The organism is Actinobacillus pleuropneumoniae, assembly GCF_003290385.1.
In the GTDB taxonomy this organism is placed as follows: Bacteria; Pseudomonadota; Gammaproteobacteria; order Enterobacterales; family Pasteurellaceae; genus Actinobacillus; species Actinobacillus lignieresii.
Genome location: NZ_CP030753.1, coordinates 445865 through 465659, shown reverse-complemented (window position 1 = coordinate 465659; position 19795 = coordinate 445865). Strand labels below are relative to the sequence as shown.

Genomic DNA, 19795 nt, shown 5'->3' with positions numbered 1-19795 from the left:
TGTCTCCTATTAAAGTCGTCTCAAAAATACAGGTGTGAACTCACTTTCCCGTTTTTTATACATTATTCTTCTGATGTTCCAAAAAGTCATACTTACACTTATCAACATAAACAATGCGACGAATAACTCATTCGCAAACAGTTGAGAAAAAATGACCGCAGAGAGAACTAACACAAACAATGGAACACAATAAATTAAAAATACACTCAGTAATAAAGTTTGTTCGGGCAAACCGATTTGTACTTTATCTCCGACTGTCAAAGGCATATCTACGGATAATTTGAATTGAGGTGCAAACTTTTCTCCGGTAAGCGCCGATAAAGATTTCGTACCGCAACTATTACGGGCGGCGCAACCTCCACAAGCACTTTTTGCACTACATTGTACCGTTGCGATACCGGATTGGTAGTCCACAACGGTAGCCGTTTCAATCATCATTATATTTTCCTCATATCATTGAACGCTTTATGATTACTCAAAAATAAGCAATCCGTATTTTCCTTTTGCAAACCATATTAAACTGGTCGTATATGAAGAAAAATAAAAAAAGCGGTAAGATTGTAGCAAATTTTCTCAAAAAATTCGCTAAATCTTACCGCTTTCTTCGTTAGTAGATTTAATTTATTACAACAACAAATTCATTCGACTATTTTATAAGCTCGTTAATTCTTTTCTAACTCTGATTTTTTATCGGTCGATGATGTTTGAGCCTTTTCTTTTTGTTCTTTCTCTTTAGACGTATTCATCGCTTCGACATCCAGTTTACTTTGTAACTGTTGAGCTTGTAATAACGCATTGATTTTGTGTTGCTGACTTTCTAATTTATCGAGAGTCGCGACATCTTTGCTCGGTGCATTATAGCTTACCGGTTGAACCGAATCGCTAAACGGCTGTGTCTGTAATACGGGTTGGCTCGCTTGTGCAAGTTCGTTTTTCTCATTCATCATATTTACGCCGAGCACCGCAACCAAGCACACCGATGCGGCGATACCCGCTTGCATAAGCGGCATACTCCAGCGTTTTAATTTGATTAATTTACCCTGAGGAGCAGTCGTAGTTTCCTGAACGGACGGCTGAGATTCGATTTCTTCATTTTCCAGTAACGCTTCCATTTTTGCTGAAAAATCACGACCAAGAATAATCTCATCACCGTGCAAAACACTACTTACGGCATGGTATCTTGCCCATTTTTGCTTTAATTCGGGACTTTCGCATAACCCGTCGATGAACGCATCATCAACTTTTTTCCCGTCCATAAAAGCGGAAAGGGTTTCATTTTGTTGCATAATAAACTCCGATTGAATCTTAAATCTGTTGCATTAGCGGATTGACCTTTGCATCAATCGCTTCTCTTGCTCTAAAGATACGCGAACGAACCGTACCGACGGGACATTGCATGACTTCCGCAATTTCTTCATAACTTAAACCTTCCAACTCACGCAAAGTAATTGCCGTTTTGAGTTCTTCAGGTAAATTTTCAATCGTGTCAAAAACGACACGTTTTAATTCTTCGGATAGCACCACATTTTCCGGTGTATCACTCTCACGAAGTTGACCCCCAACATCAAAGCTTTCCGCATCTTCCGCCAAAATATCTTCTTTAGGAGGACGTCTTCCCAAAGCGGTTAAATGATTTTTAGCAGTGTTCACCGCAATACGATAAAGCCACGTATAAAAGGCGCTCTCTCCACGGAAAGACTCTAATGAACGATACGCTTTAATAAAAGATTCCTGCACAATATCCGGAATATCATCACGTGAAACATAGCGAGTTAATAAACCTGCCACTCTATTCTGATAACGTACGACGAGTAAATTAAATGCTTTTTTATCACCTTTCTGTGCACGTTCAACCAATTCTTGATCGGCTACCAGCTCACTCATCTATTTGCGTTCTCCTAATCTATTTCGCATATTCCTTATTGTTCTCATTCCGTACATCCTTTAGTGTGTAACAAAAATGAAAAGTTCATATAAAGAATAAATTACTCAATTATTTACAAATACTTTAATAAAATTCAATAACAAGACTAAGGATGCTACAAATATTTATAATTTTACTAAACTACTTATGTGTAAAAATTCAATCAATGTTATATAAAAAAACCGGTTAAATATAATCGTATCAATATTTTCTTATTTAATGACTGAAAGCGGTCAGATTTTACTGGATTTTTACAAAATTTCCATCAAATCTGACCGCTTATCTTATCTTTTTAAAATACTTTATTTTTTAGCTTTTAAATCCGCCACTTTATGCGCTCGATAAATCGCATTGATCGCATGGATTAACGCACGCGCCGAAGACTCGACAATATCGGTTGCCAAACCGACACCGTGGAAGCGGCGACCTTCGTGTTCAACCACAATATCCACTTGACCTAATGCTTCCGCACCTTCGCCTTTTGCGGTAAGGTTATAATGTAACATTTTAATATCCATCCCCGTAATGGCTAGAATCGCATTAAAGACCGCATCGACTGGCCCGTTACCGCCACTGGAAACTTGGCTTAATTTTTCACCGTCTAATTCGACTTGAACAAATGCCGAAGCTGGTAAATGGCTAATCATTTGCGAAGTAATCACGTCTAAATGTAATCTGTCTTCATCACCTGCCTGCATATCAATAAAAGCAAGCGCTTCTAAATCGTAATCAAACACTTGACCTTTCTTATCCGCCAATTTTAGGAATGCGTCATAAAGTTTATCCAAATCATAGTCGTTTTCTTGATAACCCATTTCGCTCATATGATTTTTCACGGCGGCACGTCCTGAACGGGCGGTTAAATTTAATTTTTCTTTCTTCAAACCGATGGTTTCAGGCGACATAATTTCATAGGTATTTTTATTTTTTACCATACCGTCTTGGTGGATACCGGATGAATGGGCAAAGGCATTCGAACCGACAATCGCTTTATTCGGTTGAATCGGCATATTACATAATTGGCTGACCATTTGGCTGACACGATGAATTTCTTGCGTGTTAATGCATGTATCTCTACCATTGAACATATCTTGGCGAGTTTTGATTGCCATGACCACTTCTTCTAATGCGGTATTCCCCGCACGCTCGCCGATACCGTTAATCGTACATTCGATTTGTCTCGCACCATTTAACACTGCCGTGAGCGAGTTTGCCGTCGCCATACCTAAATCGTTATGACAATGCACCGAAACAACCGCTTTATCAATATTCGGCACACGGTTCATCACATTGGCGATAATATCGCCGTACTGATACGGTAAACAGTAACCGACCGTATCCGGAATATTTACCGTAGTCGCACCGGCATTGATTGCCGCTTCGACAATACGACAAATGTTATCAATACCGGTACGTCCCGCATCTTCACAGGAAAACTCCACATCATCGGTATAGTTTCTGGCACGTTTAACCGCATGCACCGCCATTTCAACGACATCATCAAACGAACGTTTTAATTTAGACTCAACATGAATAGCGGAACTGGCGATAAATGTATGAATACGAAATGCTTCTGCGACTTTCAATGCTTCCGCCGCCACATCAATATCTTTATCCACTGCGCGGGATAATGCGCAAACACGGCTGTTTTTAATGTGTTGAGCAATGGTTTTTACCGACTCGAAATCCCCTGCCGATGAAACCGGAAAACCGACTTCCATAACATCAACGCCTAAACGCTCTAATGCTAACGCAATTTGTAGTTTTTCTTTTACGGTTAAACTTGCTTTAAGCGATTGTTCACCGTCACGTAATGTCGTATCAAAAATAATAATGTTACTCATAAGCTCTCCATTAAGTGTTCTCAACACTTTTATCCGAATTCAATATACCGAAATAAACTAGTCAAATATGCCCATCTTCACCGATTCTTTGCTATTTTTTATAAGTAAAAAAAACCCGCATCAATGTGCGGGCAAAGTGTGGATAGTGAACGCTTTCACTCCGAACGACCTTTATCCTCGCACGAAATGCGATAACAGAAGCAGTCGAAGAGATAGTCGTTTTTCCATTATGTTGTGTGTGTTTATGTTTGCATAGTTATTTGAAATACGGGTACATATTAACTTCAAATAGAGTGAAGTCAATAGCATTTTTCACTACAAGCAAACGATTTCCCGACAAAACATTGCATAAAAACAGTGATTAATTCTTTATAAATTAAAATAATTAGCAAATAACGCTAATACATCTAAATTCTTCCGAATAAACATTAGCTGTTTTAACAAAATGCAAGACCTCCGACCTTTTCATTCTTTTTAACATTTTTTAAAAATTTTTGATTACGGTAGTAGAAATTCGCTATTTTCTTTGAAGAAACCGGTCAAATTTGTTAGCCTTAAATCAAATTATAATCAGAATAAATTTATAAGGATCTTTTATGACTCACCCGTTTTGCGCCATTGTTTCCGATTTAGACGGAACACTTCTGAATGCCGACCATAAAATAGGTCAATATACGATAGAAACGTTAAGCAAACTCTCTCAACAAGGTGTCGATATTTTTTTCGCAACGGGGCGAAATTATCCCGATGTAAAACATATCATTAGTAAAGTCAATGTTAATGAAGCGATGCTCATTACCTCTAACGGCGCCAGAGCGAATTTTCTTTCCGGTCAGACCGTATTAAATCACTACCTTCCTGAAGATATTGCATTTCAGCTGATGAATATCCCTTTCGACAGTAATAGAGTTTGTCTTAACAGCTACCAAGGCGACGAATGGTTTATCAATGTCGATATCGAACAGTTAAAAAAATATCACAAAGATTCCGGCTATTCCTATCAAGTCGTCGATTTCAGCAAACACCACGGGCGTCAAACCGAGAAAGTTTTCTTTATCGGTAAGGCTCCGGAAGATCTCGTCCCAATCGAACAATATATTAAAGCGAAGTTTGGCGACCGAATTTATATGACCTATTCCGCGCTGCTCTGTTTGGAAGTAATGAACAAATCCGTATCAAAAGGCAATGCGCTTGAAGAATTGGTAAAACTAAGAGGCTACGAGTTAAAAGATTGTTTGGCATTCGGCGATGGTATGAACGATATAGAAATGCTTTCCAAAGTGGGGAAAGGTTGTATTATGCGGAATGCGGATAAGCGTTTAATTCAAGCGTTACCTCAACATGAAATTATCGGCAATAATGCGCATGAATCAGTTGCCGCTTATATACGGGCTACATTCGGTATCCTCTGATCGTTTATCTATTAACAAGCGGTCTGATAACCGAACGATATTGCAAATTTTTGGTCTTAACAGACCGCATATTACCTAGACATTATCGGAAAACAAATGAAATTAAAATCGTTAATCACGGGATTGACCCTTGCCGGTCTTATAACCGCCGGCTATTTCTATTTTTTTAATCAAAGTGACAATCAACAAGTCTATTATATTACCGAACCCGTTGCACGAGGTACGATTGATAAGCATGTATTGGCAACCGGCTCGGTACGCGCCAGTAAGCGGACCGAAGTCGGGGCGCAGGTATCCGGTAAAATCATTAATCTTTATGTGACCTTGGGGCAACAAGTTAAAAAAGGCGATTTGCTTGCCGAAATAGATTCGAGTAATCAAAGTAACAGTTTAAGCACGGCGGAAGCAACGCTTTCCTCTTATCAGGCACAGTTAAAATCCGCTCAAGTCGCATTGGAAGTCGCACAATCCAATTTCAATCGTTTAAATAAACTTTATAAGCAACAAAGCGCTTCCCAAAGTGATTTTGAAACGGCGAAAAATACCTTAGCTTCCGCCAGAGCGACGGTAGATAACGTAAAAGCGCAAATTAAATCGGCACAAATTTCGGTAAACGACGCCAAAACCAATTTAAATTATACGCAAATCGTATCGCCGATGGACGGCACTATTGTGTCCATACCGGTTTCGGTCGGGCAAACCGTCAATGCGAATCAAACCTCGCCGACTATTATTCATGTAGCGGATTTAAGCAAGATGCTAGTCAAACTTGAGATTTCCGAAGGCGATATCGCTCAAGTAAAAGCGGGACAAGCGATTCGATTTACGACACTGGCGGAACCTAATCATACGCACAACAGTAAAATTGACAGCGTAGATCCGGCATTAACTACCTTAAGTGACGATAACGCCTCAAATAAATATGCGGAGAAATCAGGCAATACCGAAGCGATTTACTACTACGCCAATTCTTTGGTTGAAAATTCGGAGCAAAGATTACGTATCGGTATGACGGTGCAAGGGCAAGTGGATATTGTTAAGCGCGAAAACGTGTTGATCGTGCCGACATCTGCGCTAAAGAAAAAAAGTAATGCGGTGTTTATCAATGTATTGGAAAATAATCAATCGATTGAGAAAAAAGTCGAAATCGGGCTTGCCGACAGTCAATATACCGAAGTGTTGAGCGGTTTAAATGAGGGAGAAAAAGTGATTACCGCCCAACGTACGGATGATGAAAAAATCAGTGCGGAAATACGCCGCAGACCGGGCGGATTCTAATTGACTAAAAGCAAGCGGTGGAAATTTACAATATTTTAGTAAATTTCCACCGCTTGTTTACATTAAACCGTCCGAGAAATTATTTTTCGTTCTTAATCGAGGCGAAAATCATCGCCAATACCGGACCGGAAATATTGTGCCAAAAGCTAAATACCGCACTTGGCACCGCCACCACCGGATTCGCTTTAAAATGCAATGCGGCTAACGCTGCGCCTAAACCGGAATTTTGCATACCGACTTCAATCGAAATCGCTTTACTGTCGGCAATCGGTAATTTTAATACTCGACCTACCGTATAACCGATTAAATAACCTAAACCGTTATGTAATACCACTACGAAGAAAATCAATAAACCGGATTCGATAATACGATCTTTACTGACCGAAACCACCGCCGTTACGATTAAGATAATCGCCACAACCGAAATTAACGGCATCGTTTGGCTGAATTGTTCGATTTTTTGTTTAAAAATAGAACGAATCACTACCCCGACAAAAATCGGTAACAATACCATTTTTAAGACGGAAACGAACATTGCGCCCGCATCAATTTCCAACCATTCGCTTGCAAATAAATAGAAAATCGCCGGCGTTAATACCGGAGCCAATAAAGTTGAAACGGTAGTGCAAGCAACGGATAACGCCGTATTTCCTCTTGCCAAATAAGTCATCACGTTCGATGACGTCCCGCCCGGACAAGAACCGACTAAAATTACCCCGATTGCTAAATCCGGCGGTAGCTGAAATGCTTTAGCCAATAAAAAAGCAATACTCGGCATCACGACAAATTGCGCAATCACCCCGATAATCGCCGCTTTCGGATTTTTAGTGACTTCGCCAAAATCTTTAAAGGTTAAAGTAAGCCCCATTCCCAGCATGACGATACCGAGCAAGTATGGAATCCAAGGTACGAATTGCTTAAAAGTCTCCGGATATTGCGCCGAAATAAAGGCAAATACCACCACCCAAATAGCAAAAGTTTTACTCACAAATAACGTCAGTTTTAATAAAAAATTCATGTTGTGTCCTTATTTATTATTAACATATATTGATTTAAATTAAAGGAAACACAGGCTACCTGAATTTTTTAGAAATGTGAATAGACAAGCATTCGCATTCTTTGTACCCTTTACAAACTTTTAACTGATTACGTTAAAAGAGATTTAAAGCAACAAAACGAAGGAGAAAACAATGAAATTGTTTAAATTAACCGGTTTAGCGGTCGCTTCCGCATTTATCTTAACCGCTTGCGCTCATCACGATACGAGCAATCATGATGAAATGATCTTACAAGAACAAGCGGCATTAGGTCTTAACTGGGTACAACAATCCGGTGAATATCAAGCACTTGCGCATCAAGCGTTCAACACGGCTAAAGTCGCATTTGATCAAGCAAAAGTCGCTAAAGGTAAGAAAAAAGCGGTTGTGGTCGATTTAGACGAAACCATGGTGGATAACAGCGCCTATGCCGGCTGGCAAGTCAAAAATCATAAAGCCTTCGACGGCGAGAGCTGGACTCGCTGGGTAAATGCCCGTCAAACGCAAGCGATTGCCGGTGCTGTAGAATTCAATAATTACGTAAACAGCCACAAAGGTACGATGTTCTACGTATCAAACCGCAAAGACAACGGTGAAAAAGCCGGTACGTTAGACGATATGAAAAAATTAGGCTTTACCGGTGTCAGCGAACAAACCCTTTTCCTCAAAAAGGACAAATCGAACAAAACCCCTCGCTTTGAAGAAATTGAAAAACAAGGTTATGAAATCGTGCTTTACCTTGGCGATAACTTAAATGACTTCGGCGATGCGACCTACAAAAAATCCAATGCGGAACGTCGTGATTTTGTTGCGGCAAATAAAGACAAATTCGGTAAAAAATTTATCGTACTTCCTAACCCGAACTACGGCGACTGGGAAGGCGGTTTAGATAAAAACTACTATAAAGGCGATGCGAAAAGCCGTTTAGATATTCGTCACGGTGCAATTAAGGCTTGGGACGGCAAATAATTTATCTTATCAAATTCACTTCCGAAGACCGCCACAAGCGGTCTTTTTTCTATCTCTCTTTACAAAATTTTGCTAGGATTGAACCGCTTATTTTAACCTAACAAGGACATAACAATGGTTACCATGAATATTACGCTTTCCCAAGATCCCGCTCCCGAACAATGGGGCAAAAATGCCATTCTGTCTGCCAATCAACAAGGTATGACGATTCACTTACAAAAAGATCCACTAACGACGATTCAACGTGCCGCTCGTAAAATTAAAAATCAAGGCGTTTTAAACGTTACGCTTAGCGGACAAGGTTGGACATTAGAAGAATGTTGGGCATTTCATCAAGGTTTTATCAGTGTTCGCAATATCGGAACAGTAAGTTACCCCGACTTAGCCGAACAACAAGCAGAATTTGATGCACGTTTGCATTGTTCTGACTTTACACGTGCTTTGATTAACGAATCTTCCGAAACGCTTACCCCTGAGCGTTTAGCGCAAAAAGCGGCGGAGTTTATTACTAAACAGTCTGAGCAATATCTCGGTAAAAATGTAGTCTCCGCCGAAATGATTAGCGGTGAAGTGTTAAAACAGCAAGGCTATCACGGTATTTGGACGGTAGGTAAAGGCTCTGCAAATAAACCGACATTGCTCAAATTGGATTTTAATCCGAGCGGTGATATTAATGCACCCGTGCTTGCTTGTTTAGTCGGTAAAGGCATTACTTTTGATACCGGCGGTTATAGCATTAAACCGAGTGATTCAATGAGTACTATGCGTACCGATATGGGCGGTGCCGCCTTATTAACCGGTGCATTAGGCTTTGCAATCAGTCGCGGCTTAACACAACGGGTAAAACTGTACCTATGCTGTGCGGAAAATATGGTAAGCAGTACCGCATTTAAATTAGGCGATATTATCGAATATCGCAACGGCGTTAGCGCAGAAGTGCTGAATACCGATGCGGAAGGTCGCTTAGTGTTAGCGGACGGCTTAATTGAAGCCAGTGAGCAAAATGCGAAATTTCTTATTGATGCGGCAACCTTAACCGGCGCGGCAAAAGTGGCGGTCGGTAATGACTACCATTCAGTGCTATCAATGGACGATGAATTAACCGCTTGCTTATTTAATGCGGCAAAAGCGGAAAACGAACCCTTCTGGCGTTTACCGTTTGAAGAATTTCATCGTTCACAAATTTCGTCATCATTTGCAGATATTGCCAATATCGGATCAGTACCGGTTGGTGCCGGTGCAAGCACGGCAACCGCCTTTTTATCTTACTTTGTGAAAGATTACGAAAAAAATTGGCTTCATATTGATGCTTCCGCCACTTTCCGTAAAACGGCGAGTGATTTATGGGCGGCAGGTGCAACCGGTTTAGGGATGAAAACCCTCGCGAATCTGCTTTTATCTCGATAAACGTTTTGTAAAATTTCCAAAAAATTTAACCGCTTGTTCCGCTAAAGTTCGCGTAAAACAAGCGGTTTTATTTTGCTTTGTGTATAATATTGCGAATTGACTTCTATTTTGCCATTTAGGAACAAATATGAATTACTTAGCGAGTGCAAACGAAACTCTCAGCCTTTACGCCCAAGCAATTAGCCAGCTTAATCAACGTTTAGACGGCGCATTTAATCAAGCGGTCGAAATGGTTTTAAACTGTGAAGGACGCGTCGTGGTTGCGGGTATCGGTAAATCCGGTTTAGTCGGACAAAAAATGGTCGCGACGTTTGCTTCAACCGGCACACCGAGTTTTTATTTACATCCGACCGAAGCCTTCCACGGCGATTTAGGGATGTTAAAACCGATTGATGTGGTGATTCTTATTTCCAACAGCGGAGAAACCGATGATGTAATTAAATTATTACCCAGCCTAAAAAGTTTCGGTAATAAAATTATTGCGATGACCGGCAATCCGAATTCAACTCTTGCTCAACACGCCAATTTAATTCTCAATATCGGTGTTGAGCGAGAAGCCTGCCCGAATAATCTTGCCCCTACTACATCGACACTAGTAACGATGGCGCTCGGCGATGCGTTGGCGATTGCATTAATCAACGCACGTGACTTCAAAGCGGAAGATTTTGCCCGCTTCCACCCGGGCGGTAGCTTAGGACGTAAATTGCTCAATCGCGTGAAAGACGTGATGCAAACTAAGTTGCCGATCGCCCAACCGAATGCGGATTTCAGTACGATTCTAAGTGTGATGAATGAAGGCAGAATGGGCGTGGCATTAATTATGCAAGGCGAACAATTACAAGGCATTATCACTGACGGCGATATTCGTCGTACGTTAGCGCAATTCGGTACGGACAGTTTAGCGAAAACAGCGGAACAAATTATGTCGAAACATCCGAAAACCGTTTCGGACAATACTTATTTGGCGAAAGCGGAAGAAATGATGAAAGAATTGCATATCCATTCGCTTATTGCGCTGAACGACGAAGGCAAAGTGTCCGGTATTATGGAATTCTCAAGTTAAGGATGTTTTGTGGCGAAATCAAATTATATTACGCGTAGCGGATGGCAAACCTTAGATCAAGAGCTTAAATTTTTATGGAAAGATGAGCGTCCGAAAGTAACACAAGCGGTTTCAGAAGCGGCAGCTTTAGGTGATCGTAGCGAGAATGCCGAATATATTTACGGTAAACGTCGCTTACGTGAAATTGATCGCCGAGTTCGTTTTTTATCTAAACGCTTAGAAGTGTTACAAATCGTGGATTATCATCCGAAACAAGAAGGCAAAGTCTTTTTCGGCGCTTGGGTTGAGCTTGAAAACGAACAAGGAGAAACCAAGCAATATCGGATTGTCGGTTGTGATGAATTTGATCCGGCTAAGAATTGGATCTCGATTGATTCGCCGGTAGCCCGAGCGTTAATCGGTAAAGAAGCGGATGATGAAATTAAGGTGGATACGCCGCTTGGCAAAAGCTTGCTATATATCAACAAAATCTGGTACGAGAAAGAAGGTCTTTACTAGACATAAAATATAAGCGGTCGTTTTTAACGGGAAATTTGCAAAATTCCAGCCAAAAACGACCGCTTGTTTTTAGCACGTCAAACGAAAATTAGATCGCTTTTAATACGTTTACCATTTCGATTGCGCCTAATGCACATTCCGAACCTTTATTACCTGCTTTAGTACCTGCACGCTCAATTGCTTGTTCGATATTTTCTGTGGTTAATACACCGAAAATTACCGGTACACCGGTTTCTAATGCTACCGCACCGATACCTTTTGCCGCTTCATTACATACGTAATCATAGTGAGTTGTTGAACCGCGAATTACCGTCCCTAAGCAGATTACCGCATCATATTTACCGCTAGTTGCCATTTTTTTCGCTACTAACGGGATCTCAAATGCACCCGGTACCCACGCCGTATCAATATTGTTTTCATCCGCACCGTGGCGTACTAAGGTATCAATTGCACCGCTTAATAATTTATCGTTGATAAAATCGTTGAAACGTGCGGTTACAATACCGAATTTTAAACCTGTCGCAACTAAGTTACCTGTAATCTTTGCCATTTTTTTGTCCTCTCGAAATATGCAAAATTTTATAAAAAAGTGACCGCTTGTATCATTCTATAGTAGGGACGCAACGCTTGCTTCCCTAATACTACATACGGTTGTTAAAGTTAGAAGTTAAACATATGCCCCATTTTTATCTGTTTGACTTTTAGGTAATCAATGTCATTTTTGTTCGGTTCTACAATAATCGGCTCACGTGCAACGATATTTAATCCTTGCTCTTTTAAGCCTTCAATTTTTGCCGGATTATTGGTTAATAAACGGATCGATTTTACGCCTAACTGCTGGAACATTTGTGCACCGATATAGTACTCACGTTCGTCTTCTTTAAATCCTAAAGCGACGTTCGCTTCAACGGTATCCATCCCTTTATCTTGTAGTTCGTAAGCACGTAGCTTATTGATTAAACCGATACCTCGACCTTCTTGGCGTAAATACAGAATCACACCTCTGCCCTCTTGCTCAATTTGGGTCATTGCTGCGGCAAATTGCTGACCGCAATCACAACGTTGAGAACCGAAAGCGTCACCGGTTAAACATTCCGAATGGATACGCGCCAATACTTGCTCACCGTCGGTTAAATCGCCTTTGACTAACGCAACGTGTTCTTTACCTGAAATCACTTCAACAAAGCTATGTGCCATAAACTCACCGTATTTTGTCGGCATTTTTACCACGGAAATTTGTTTCACCAAGCTGTCATGCTTACGGCGATATTCTTGTAATTGTTGAATCGTGATAAACGGCATATTGTGTTCTACCGCAAATTTTTGTAGATCCGGCATAGTCATCATCGTGCCGTCATCCGCCATAATTTCACAACATAAACCGGCGTGTTTTAAACCGGCTAAACGAGCTAAATCCACTGTTGCTTCGGTATGACCGTTACGCACTAACACTCCACCGTCTTTAGCGATTAACGGGAACATATGCCCCGGGCAGCGGAAATCCGTTGCTTTAGCATTATCATCGACAATTTTCATTGCGGTAATCGAACGCTCAAAAGCTGAGATACCCGTTCCCGTATCAATATGATCCACCGATACGGTAAACGCCGTTTCATGATTATCTTGATTGACCGCAACCATCGGATGGAAATTTAATTTTTTAGCGATTTCGGTTGAAATCGGCGTACAAATCAAACCTTTGCCGTAAGTTGCCATAAAATTGATATTTTCCGGTGTGGCAAATTCCGCCGCACAAATAAAATCGCCTTCGTTTTCGCGATCTTCATCGTCAGTCACTAAAATGATTTTGCCTTGTCGAATCGCTTCGATCGCATCTTCTACTTTTGAAAATTGGAAATCTGTCATCTTCTTTTCCTAAAATATATATTTTTGTCGGTAGGATACACTCAGTGTGTCCTACAAATCTTAAAATCCCGCCTGCTTTAAAAAGTCTAAACTAAGATTACTTTTCGGCTCATCCGCCGGCTTTTTCAGTAAAAACTGTTCGATATATTTACCGACAATATCATTTTCTAAATTGACAATACTGCCGATTTTTTTCGAACCTAAATTGGTTTCTTTAATCGTATGCGGAATAATCGATACACGGAAACTTTCATCATCGGTATCGACTACGGTCAGGCTAATACCGTCAATGGTGATCGAACCTTTCTCAATAATATAACGCATTAATTTTGGAGAGGTTTTAATGCGATACCATGTCGAATTATGTGCCGGTGTGATTTCCGCAATTTCGCCGGTGCCGTCAATATGCCCCGAAACGATGTGTCCGCCGAAACGTCCGTTTGCCGCCATCGCGCGTTCTAAATTAACCGGACTATTCGACTTTAATTCGCCTAATGAAGTACGTTTTAACGTTTCCGACATTACATCGGCGGTAAACTGATTACTCGAAAAAGAAGTTACGGTTAAACATACGCCGTTCACCGCAATGCTGTCGCCTAAATGAACGTCTTGTAATACTTTGGTCGCATTAATTGTGACTACCGCAAATTCGCCTTGCTTATGAATTTGAGCAATTTTGCCGACTTCCTCAATAATACCCGTGAACATTTTTCCTCCGCTGTTTATATATCCTCGCTCTTTAGTAGAGAGAGCATCATAAAACTTCATAATCCAACAAAATATCTTCGCCGATAAGTTCGGTCGATTTCAATTTTAATTTAACCGCTTGGTCAATTTGCTGAATACCTTCGCCGCCGATTGGCGTTTTCGCTTGTTTTCCGCCAACTAATTTCGGTGCGATATAGCAATGTACTCGATTCACAATGCCACTTTCTAACGCACTGAAATTTAAACTTGAACCGCCTTCTAATAACAGGCTGTCGATCTGCATTTCACCAAGCTTTTGCAAAAGATCTTGCAAATCCACCCGCTTGTTTCGTGCCTTACACACTAAAACTTCTACGCCAAGCGGTCTAAATTGCTCAACTTTTTGCAAATCGTCACAAACGGTTGCAATTACGGTGCGATATTCTTTCGCTGTCTGCACTAACTGGCAATCTAACGGTGTACGTAATTGGCTATCGCAGACAATCCGGACCGGTTGTTTCGCATTCGGCATTCGGCTATTTAACATCGGGTTATCGGCAAGTACCGTATCTACACCGACCATAATCGCACTATATTGATGACGTGTTTGCTGCACTCTTGCTCTTGCCAATTCACCGGTAATCCATTTGGATTCGCCGGTACTGGTTGCAATTTTGCCGTCTGCCGTCATGGCATATTTCATCAGCACATACGGGCGTTTAGTTTGTATATAGTGGAAAAAAATCGGGTTTAACGCATCGCATTCTTCTTTGAGTAAACCTTCCACCACTTCCACACCGGCTTGACGTAACTGACCTGCACCACGCCCCGCCACTAAAGGATTCGGATCACTTGAACCGATAAACACTTTTTTAATGCCCCGTTCAATTAATAAATCCGAACAAGGTGGCGTGCGTCCGTGATGACAACAAGGCTCAAGTGTTACATAAGCAGTCGCCCCGAAAAGATCTTCCTTACAATGTAAAATGGCATTACGTTCCGCATGCCAACCACCGATCTTTTCATGGTAACCTTCGGCAACGATTTCACCGTTTTTGACAATTACACAACCGACAAGCGGATTGGGATTCGTCCAGCCTAAACCTTGTTTTGCCAGTGCAATGGCACGGCGCATATAGTCTAAATCAGTCATTGTTTTGAAACTATTTGAGGGCAGAGGAAAACACATTACAGGCGTGTTTACCCTAATGATGAAAAAAGCCTTGAAATCTTTCGATCTCAAGGCTTGTAAAAAAGATAGGAAAAACCACCGCTTACACGGTTATTTCATCTTCTTCCATCCAGACTATACTGTCGGTACCGGAATCTCACCGGTTCCTGCCAAACCTTTTTCGTTCGGCTCGCGGACTTTACCGCCGATCGGGAATTTCACCCTGCCCTGAAGATTATTAAAAAATTGTTGCAAATTTTGCGACTTTTGATTGTCAAAGTCAAGCAAGAATTAGCGTTTATCCAATGCCATTGATAATAAAGTAATCGGATGTAAACAAGTCACATTGCTCGACATATCAATCTGCCATTTACAGGTTTCACACTCTGAAATCACATAATCAAAACCTCCTTCATTGATATGCTCAAATAAAGTACGTCCGATCGCTTGTGACGTTTCGTAGTTTTCGGCTTTAAAACCGTAAGTTCCTGCAATACCGCAACATTGTGACGGCAACATTACTACTTCTAACTCCGGAATTTGTTTTAACAATTCCAACGTATAAGGCGCCCAACCGGCTTTTTCTACGTGACAAGCAGTATGATAAGCAACACGTAAACGCATCGGTTTAAGCGGTAATTTTCTACCGGCTTTTTGTAATTTGTACAAATAGCGGGTCACAATATTAATGTGAGATTTCACGTTAGTATTCGGCATACCGAGTACGTGGCTGTACTCTTCTTTAATATTTGCCGTACAGCTTGAGGAAGTACCGATCACTTCCAACTGTTTATTAACGGTTTTTTCAAGATATTTAAGGTTAAATTCCGCCTGTTTTTTTGCTCTTTCAGGGAAACCGTTCACCATTAACGGTAAACCGCAACATTTTTCTTTTTCAAGCAAGACCACACCTATATCCAGTGCATTCATTACGTCAATCACTTCTTTCCCTAACTGCGGATTATTATAGTTCACATAACAACCGTGGTAATAAGCGACTTGCTCTTTGAATTGCGCCTGGCGTTTCGCTTCTTTTTTCATATACCAATTACGGAACGAACCGAATGAATATTTCGGTAAGGTACGGTGTTGGCTGACTTTTAAGGTTTTCTCCAGTAAGAATCGGGTCGCTTTTAAACCGGTAATCGTATTCACAATCGGTGCAAACGGCGTATTCATCGTTCCCATAATATCGGTATTACTTAATACCGCATCACGCAATTTATGAATCAACGGTTTATTTTGACGCTCAACGTGACGATTTCTCGCACGCACGATAATATCGCCGATTTTGACATCTGACGGGCAAGCGATCTCACAACGTTTGCAATTAGTACAATATTTCAAAGCTTCATCGTAGAAATCCGGACTTTTTAGACGTAAACGCTCGCCGTCCGGACCGGATTGTTTTGGCCCCGGATAAAACGGATTATTACGTGAAACCGGACATACCGCCGTACAAGCGGTACATTTCAAGCAACTTTCAAAACTCGGATCAAAATGTTGATGAACAACCGGAGATTGTGCGCCTTGACGTGCATTTTCAATCAATTGTTGAATATTCATTTTGTACCTCCGATTTGTTCTGCAACGGTTAATGCCGTTACCACAGCAACACCCGAACCGCAACCTTGCTCAATACCTTGGAAGCCACCAATGACATTGCCCACCGCATATAAATTCGACACAACCTCACCGTTTTTTTGCACCTGGCAAGCTGAGTTAATCACCACACCGGCAGATTGATAAGGTTGAGGTGCCGCAAAGCGGTTATTTGTCCAAGTAAAGCGGTCGGAACTGTCAAAATTTTTGCAACCGCAAATATCCAAATCAAATACCGGCTCTTTCACTCGTTCAAACTCCGCCACAAGCCCGTTGCTAAAGAAGCTACCTGCCGCCAACACAAAATGATCTGCACTAATCGGTTCTTCTTGGTGTGATGTAGTAAAAATACGTGCAACATTTTTACCTTCAAACTCTGCTTTAACCGCACGATCTCCGTTCATCATCATGCCGCCTAATTGCTCAAAACGTGAACGTAGCTGACGATGTTGGCGAATACCTAATAAAGACGGCGGTAACGTCGGTAATTCAAATAATGCCAAACCGGTTGCTTGCTGTAAGCTATTGAAGAAATCTTGGTTATCCAAGCCGAAACAAGCCGGTAAAAAGACCGCTTTCGCATTGCCTGCCGCTTGTTTAATTTCTTGTACTAAATCTTGGAAAGACAATTTATGTTCTAATAATTGCGCAATATTTACACTGCGAAACTCACGAGAGTTTTGGCGTAAATAGTCCAACTCGGGAATATTCAAATAACCGATTGTAAACTCATAATCAGCAAACTGGCTATGTTGTTTTAAATTGTCCGCTAATAATTGCGGTTGAAAATCGTGATAGCCTTCAATACCTAAAATAGCGACCTGTTTATCTGCTAAAGCGGTTAAATGTTTTACGGTCGGTACACTATTCGGCGATAACCACGTCGCACGAAGCCCACCTAGCGGGGTAATGCGTTCATGATTTTGCACCGTTGAGCCTTCTAAGTGTAGATTTAAACTTTGCGCTAATTGTTCGAACTGCTGCGCTTTTGCCAATACTTGATCTTTGCCAAGAATGCTGTACGGATGTTCCGGCGCTTGAAGTTTTAACTCATCAAGCGATTGGTAAACATTTTCGACTTTTTGACCGCTTGGTAAACGAGAAAGTAAATCCATTGAACCGGAAGAAAAATCAATTGCCGCCTGTCCGTTGTTGATAATCACACAGCGTTTACCTTGTTCTTGAAGCGCAATCCCACAAGTTAAACCGGCAAGCCCGCCGCCAATAATCACTACATCAAAATTCATTGCTATTCACTCCCTGCCCTTTGTCCATCGGCACATCATTCAATCCGAGTAGGCTGTAGTAAATCCAACTGGTAAATTCCGCTTCTCGCATTGCATCCCCCCATGCAATCGGTTGAATTCCACGCCAACGTTCTTCCATAAATGAGGCTAATTGTGTGGTTGATTCTTTCGGTGTCGCCACTTTAAAACGACTCATCAGACCTGCAGCACGGCAAGCACAAAGCTCCGCTTGGCAAGTTCCCATACCGACACGAGTACGGCGGCGTAAATCGACTAAGTTATTCACATTCAGCTCATCAACCGCATAGCGAACTTCACCGGCGGTCACCGCTTCACATTCACACACTAAAGTTTTATCTAAACGCTCGGTTTCGAGTAAACGTAATGCTCTGGAACCGTGACGATAAACCGCAGAATGACGAATCGTATTCGGTAGCGAAATGATTTTTTTACTGGTCTCTTCACGGCTTTCATTTGACCCAGGAAGCGGACGCTCCGCCGTGCTACATAAGCGGTCGGATTTATTCAATTTTTTGCAAACCAAATCGGTTGCCCATTCCGCCATCAAACGATAAGTCATTAACTTACCGCCGGTAATGGTAATAAAACCATCTAAACCGTCACGTTCCGCGTGATCCAGCAAGACGATACCGCGGCTCACATTACGACCGGACGGATCATCATCCGTTGCCACTAATGGACGAACCCCCGCATAAGCACGTAATACACGGGTATGACGTAAACTCGGTGCTAATTTTTCCCCTTCACGGAATAACACATCCACTTCTTCCGGTGTTACCGCCATATTGTCAATTTGATCATAAGGAATACGGTCAGAAGTGGTACCGATAACACAAATGGTATCACCCGGCACCAAAATGTCGGCATTTGCCGGTTTACGACAACGGTTGATCACCATACCGTTAATACGGTGTCCCATTACCAGTAGCGAACCTTTCGCTGGGAACATTTTAATTTTAAGATCAGCGTATTCGGCGATACCCTGCCCCCAAATCCCGCCTGCATTCACCACAATTAGCGCAAAAAATTGGCGATCAATACGATTTCTGTGATCGTACACATTTACCCCGATCACTCGTCCGCCCTCACGGATCAAACCTTTTACTTCACAATAAGTAAAAATCTGCGCGCCGTTTTCGGTTGCATCCAACATATTGGAAGCGGTTAAGCGGAACGGGTCAATAGAACCGTCCGGCACAACCACCGCACCGACTAACGACGGATTAACGGACGGCTCCATATATTTTGCAAGATCCGGCTCAATTTCGACCGCTTCTATACCAGAATCGGTACAGGCTTGGATAAAGTTTTTCTGATAATTAAGATCATCTTCCGGCAGGGTTATGAAAAGCCCTTTGGTGTCATCTACGCAATGACGGGCGATTTGTTTAAGGATTAGATTTTCTTTAATGCACTCTTCGGCAGATTCCCTATCATTCACCGCATAACGTGCGCCGCTATGTAGTAAACCGTGATTACGACCGGTCGCACCGGTTGCAATGTCTCTACGTTCAAGTAATACGCATTTTAAACCGCGTAATGCGCAATCTCGCGCAATACCGGCTCCCGTTGCGCCGCCACCGATAATAATCACATCGGTATTAATCGGCGAAAAGTCTGCAACATTTTGATACATCTGAGGTGAAATGTTCATACTCAACCTCTCCCACACTTAAATGAAATGAAACGAACAAATTAAAATAACTGCATTGTATTAAAATGAGCGTTTTTGAACAAGTAAATGAGCAAAAAAGAAATCAGAAGTGTGA

At 41.6% G+C, this 19795-nt stretch carries 18 protein-coding genes and 1 riboswitch; of the genes, 6 read left to right on the top strand and 12 right to left on the bottom strand.

What is annotated here, in order from left to right; all coding sequences use genetic code 11:
* Window positions 1–9 precede the first annotated feature (9 nt).
* The 4 genes from DRF63_RS02115 to leuA all read right to left on the bottom strand — a co-directional run bounded on the left by DRF63_RS02115 (window position 10) and on the right by leuA (window position 3768).
* Entirely contained in the window at window positions 10–438 is a 429-nt protein-coding gene (locus DRF63_RS02115) for a SoxR reducing system RseC family protein (RefSeq protein WP_005596416.1), read from the bottom strand.
* Window positions 439–662: 224 nt separating this feature from the next.
* Window positions 663–1286 carry a sigma-E factor negative regulatory protein gene (locus DRF63_RS02110; RefSeq protein WP_005596414.1) on the bottom strand — a complete coding sequence of 208 codons (624 nt, stop codon included), beginning with the start codon at window positions 1284–1286 and terminating at the stop codon, window positions 663–665.
* A 19-nt stretch (window positions 1287–1305) separates the two neighbouring features.
* Window positions 1306–1884, bottom strand: a complete 579-nt coding sequence (gene rpoE, locus DRF63_RS02105) for an RNA polymerase sigma factor RpoE (RefSeq protein WP_005596412.1) — start codon at window positions 1882–1884, stop codon at window positions 1306–1308.
* A 342-nt stretch (window positions 1885–2226) separates the two neighbouring features.
* Window positions 2227–3768, bottom strand: coding sequence for a 2-isopropylmalate synthase (leuA, locus tag DRF63_RS02100; RefSeq protein WP_005596410.1), 1542 nt, complete (start codon window positions 3766–3768; stop codon window positions 2227–2229).
* Between the two features lie 596 nt (window positions 3769–4364).
* Here leuA and DRF63_RS02095 point away from each other — a divergent pair.
* Together DRF63_RS02095 and DRF63_RS02090 are read left to right on the top strand one after the other, a co-directional pair.
* Entirely contained in the window at window positions 4365–5180 is an 816-nt protein-coding gene (locus tag DRF63_RS02095) for a Cof-type HAD-IIB family hydrolase (RefSeq protein WP_005596407.1), read from the top strand.
* A 96-nt stretch (window positions 5181–5276) separates the two neighbouring features.
* Complete coding sequence (locus DRF63_RS02090; RefSeq protein ID WP_005596405.1) at window positions 5277–6458, top strand: efflux RND transporter periplasmic adaptor subunit; 1182 nt, start codon at window positions 5277–5279, stop codon at window positions 6456–6458.
* A 79-nt stretch (window positions 6459–6537) separates the two neighbouring features.
* Here DRF63_RS02090 and DRF63_RS02085 read toward each other — a convergent pair whose 3' ends face one another.
* Window positions 6538–7476 (bottom strand): bile acid:sodium symporter family protein, encoded by a 939-nt coding sequence (locus tag DRF63_RS02085; protein ID WP_005596403.1) that lies wholly within the window; start codon window positions 7474–7476, stop codon window positions 6538–6540.
* A gap of 172 nt (window positions 7477–7648) precedes the next feature.
* Between DRF63_RS02085 and DRF63_RS02080 the strand changes: the two genes are divergently transcribed.
* From DRF63_RS02080 to greB, 4 genes are all read left to right on the top strand, one after another.
* Entirely contained in the window at window positions 7649–8464 is an 816-nt protein-coding gene (locus tag DRF63_RS02080; protein WP_005596401.1) for a 5'-nucleotidase, lipoprotein e(P4) family, read from the top strand.
* A gap of 123 nt (window positions 8465–8587) precedes the next feature.
* Window positions 8588–9871, top strand: a complete 1284-nt coding sequence (gene pepB, locus DRF63_RS02075) for an aminopeptidase PepB (protein WP_005596399.1) — start codon at window positions 8588–8590, stop codon at window positions 9869–9871.
* A 127-nt stretch (window positions 9872–9998) separates the two neighbouring features.
* The gene (locus DRF63_RS02070; RefSeq protein WP_005596397.1) at window positions 9999–10934 is read left to right on the top strand and encodes a KpsF/GutQ family sugar-phosphate isomerase; all 936 of its coding nucleotides are present in this window, start codon (window positions 9999–10001) and stop codon (window positions 10932–10934) included.
* Between the two features lie 9 nt (window positions 10935–10943).
* Window positions 10944–11432, top strand: coding sequence for a transcription elongation factor GreB (gene greB, locus DRF63_RS02065; RefSeq protein ID WP_005596395.1), 489 nt, complete (start codon window positions 10944–10946; stop codon window positions 11430–11432).
* 88 nt (window positions 11433–11520) lie between these two features.
* Here the strand turns inward: greB and ribH are convergent, their stop codons facing one another.
* From ribH to glpA, 7 genes are all read right to left on the bottom strand, one after another.
* Window positions 11521–11982, bottom strand: coding sequence for a 6,7-dimethyl-8-ribityllumazine synthase (ribH, locus tag DRF63_RS02060; RefSeq protein ID WP_005596393.1), 462 nt, complete (start codon window positions 11980–11982; stop codon window positions 11521–11523).
* A gap of 110 nt (window positions 11983–12092) precedes the next feature.
* The gene (locus DRF63_RS02055; protein ID WP_005596392.1) at window positions 12093–13298 is read right to left on the bottom strand and encodes a bifunctional 3,4-dihydroxy-2-butanone-4-phosphate synthase/GTP cyclohydrolase II; all 1206 of its coding nucleotides are present in this window, start codon (window positions 13296–13298) and stop codon (window positions 12093–12095) included.
* A 60-nt stretch (window positions 13299–13358) separates the two neighbouring features.
* Window positions 13359–14006: a riboflavin synthase gene (gene ribE, locus DRF63_RS02050; RefSeq protein ID WP_005596391.1), complete on the bottom strand. Its 648-nt coding sequence runs from the start codon at window positions 14004–14006 to the stop codon at window positions 13359–13361.
* 46 nt (window positions 14007–14052) lie between these two features.
* The gene (gene ribD, locus DRF63_RS02045) at window positions 14053–15138 is read right to left on the bottom strand and encodes a bifunctional diaminohydroxyphosphoribosylaminopyrimidine deaminase/5-amino-6-(5-phosphoribosylamino)uracil reductase RibD (protein ID WP_005596390.1); all 1086 of its coding nucleotides are present in this window, start codon (window positions 15136–15138) and stop codon (window positions 14053–14055) included.
* 132 nt (window positions 15139–15270) lie between these two features.
* Window positions 15271–15396: riboswitch (FMN riboswitch) on the bottom strand.
* A gap of 51 nt (window positions 15397–15447) precedes the next feature.
* Window positions 15448–16722: an anaerobic glycerol-3-phosphate dehydrogenase subunit GlpC gene (gene glpC, locus DRF63_RS02040; RefSeq protein WP_005596388.1), complete on the bottom strand. Its 1275-nt coding sequence runs from the start codon at window positions 16720–16722 to the stop codon at window positions 15448–15450.
* Window positions 16719–18005 carry a glycerol-3-phosphate dehydrogenase subunit GlpB gene (glpB, locus tag DRF63_RS02035; protein WP_005596385.1) on the bottom strand — a complete coding sequence of 429 codons (1287 nt, stop codon included), beginning with the start codon at window positions 18003–18005 and terminating at the stop codon, window positions 16719–16721. Before glpB ends, glpC begins: the two co-directional genes overlap by 4 nt.
* Entirely contained in the window at window positions 17995–19680 is a 1686-nt protein-coding gene (gene glpA, locus DRF63_RS02030; RefSeq protein WP_043991752.1) for an anaerobic glycerol-3-phosphate dehydrogenase subunit A, read from the bottom strand. Before glpA ends, glpB begins: the two co-directional genes overlap by 11 nt.
* Window positions 19681–19795 lie beyond the last annotated feature (115 nt).

Coding starts and splice junctions, on each gene's coding strand:
- DRF63_RS02085 (WP_005596403.1), bottom strand. CDS start 7,476: ATGAATTTTTTATTAAAACTGACGTTATTTGTGAGTAAAACTTTTGCT.
- ribH (WP_005596393.1), bottom strand. CDS start 11,982: ATGGCAAAGATTACAGGTAACTTAGTTGCGACAGGTTTAAAATTCGGT.
- ribE (WP_005596391.1), bottom strand. CDS start 14,006: ATGTTCACGGGTATTATTGAGGAAGTCGGCAAAATTGCTCAAATTCAT.
- DRF63_RS02055 (WP_005596392.1), bottom strand. CDS start 13,298: ATGACAGATTTCCAATTTTCAAAAGTAGAAGATGCGATCGAAGCGATT.
- DRF63_RS02070 (WP_005596397.1), top strand. CDS start 9,999: ATGAATTACTTAGCGAGTGCAAACGAAACTCTCAGCCTTTACGCCCAA.
- glpA (WP_043991752.1), bottom strand. CDS start 19,680: ATGAACATTTCACCTCAGATGTATCAAAATGTTGCAGACTTTTCGCCG.
- pepB (WP_005596399.1), top strand. CDS start 8,588: ATGAATATTACGCTTTCCCAAGATCCCGCTCCCGAACAATGGGGCAAA.
- glpC (WP_005596388.1), bottom strand. CDS start 16,722: ATGAATATTCAACAATTGATTGAAAATGCACGTCAAGGCGCACAATCT.
- DRF63_RS02115 (WP_005596416.1), bottom strand. CDS start 438: ATGATGATTGAAACGGCTACCGTTGTGGACTACCAATCCGGTATCGCA.
- DRF63_RS02095 (WP_005596407.1), top strand. CDS start 4,365: ATGACTCACCCGTTTTGCGCCATTGTTTCCGATTTAGACGGAACACTT.
- ribD (WP_005596390.1), bottom strand. CDS start 15,138: ATGACTGATTTAGACTATATGCGCCGTGCCATTGCACTGGCAAAACAA.
- leuA (WP_005596410.1), bottom strand. CDS start 3,768: ATGAGTAACATTATTATTTTTGATACGACATTACGTGACGGTGAACAA.
- DRF63_RS02080 (WP_005596401.1), top strand. CDS start 7,649: ATGAAATTGTTTAAATTAACCGGTTTAGCGGTCGCTTCCGCATTTATC.
- glpB (WP_005596385.1), bottom strand. CDS start 18,005: ATGAATTTTGATGTAGTGATTATTGGCGGCGGGCTTGCCGGTTTAACT.
- rpoE (WP_005596412.1), bottom strand. CDS start 1,884: ATGAGTGAGCTGGTAGCCGATCAAGAATTGGTTGAACGTGCACAGAAA.
- DRF63_RS02090 (WP_005596405.1), top strand. CDS start 5,277: ATGAAATTAAAATCGTTAATCACGGGATTGACCCTTGCCGGTCTTATA.
- DRF63_RS02110 (WP_005596414.1), bottom strand. CDS start 1,286: ATGCAACAAAATGAAACCCTTTCCGCTTTTATGGACGGGAAAAAAGTT.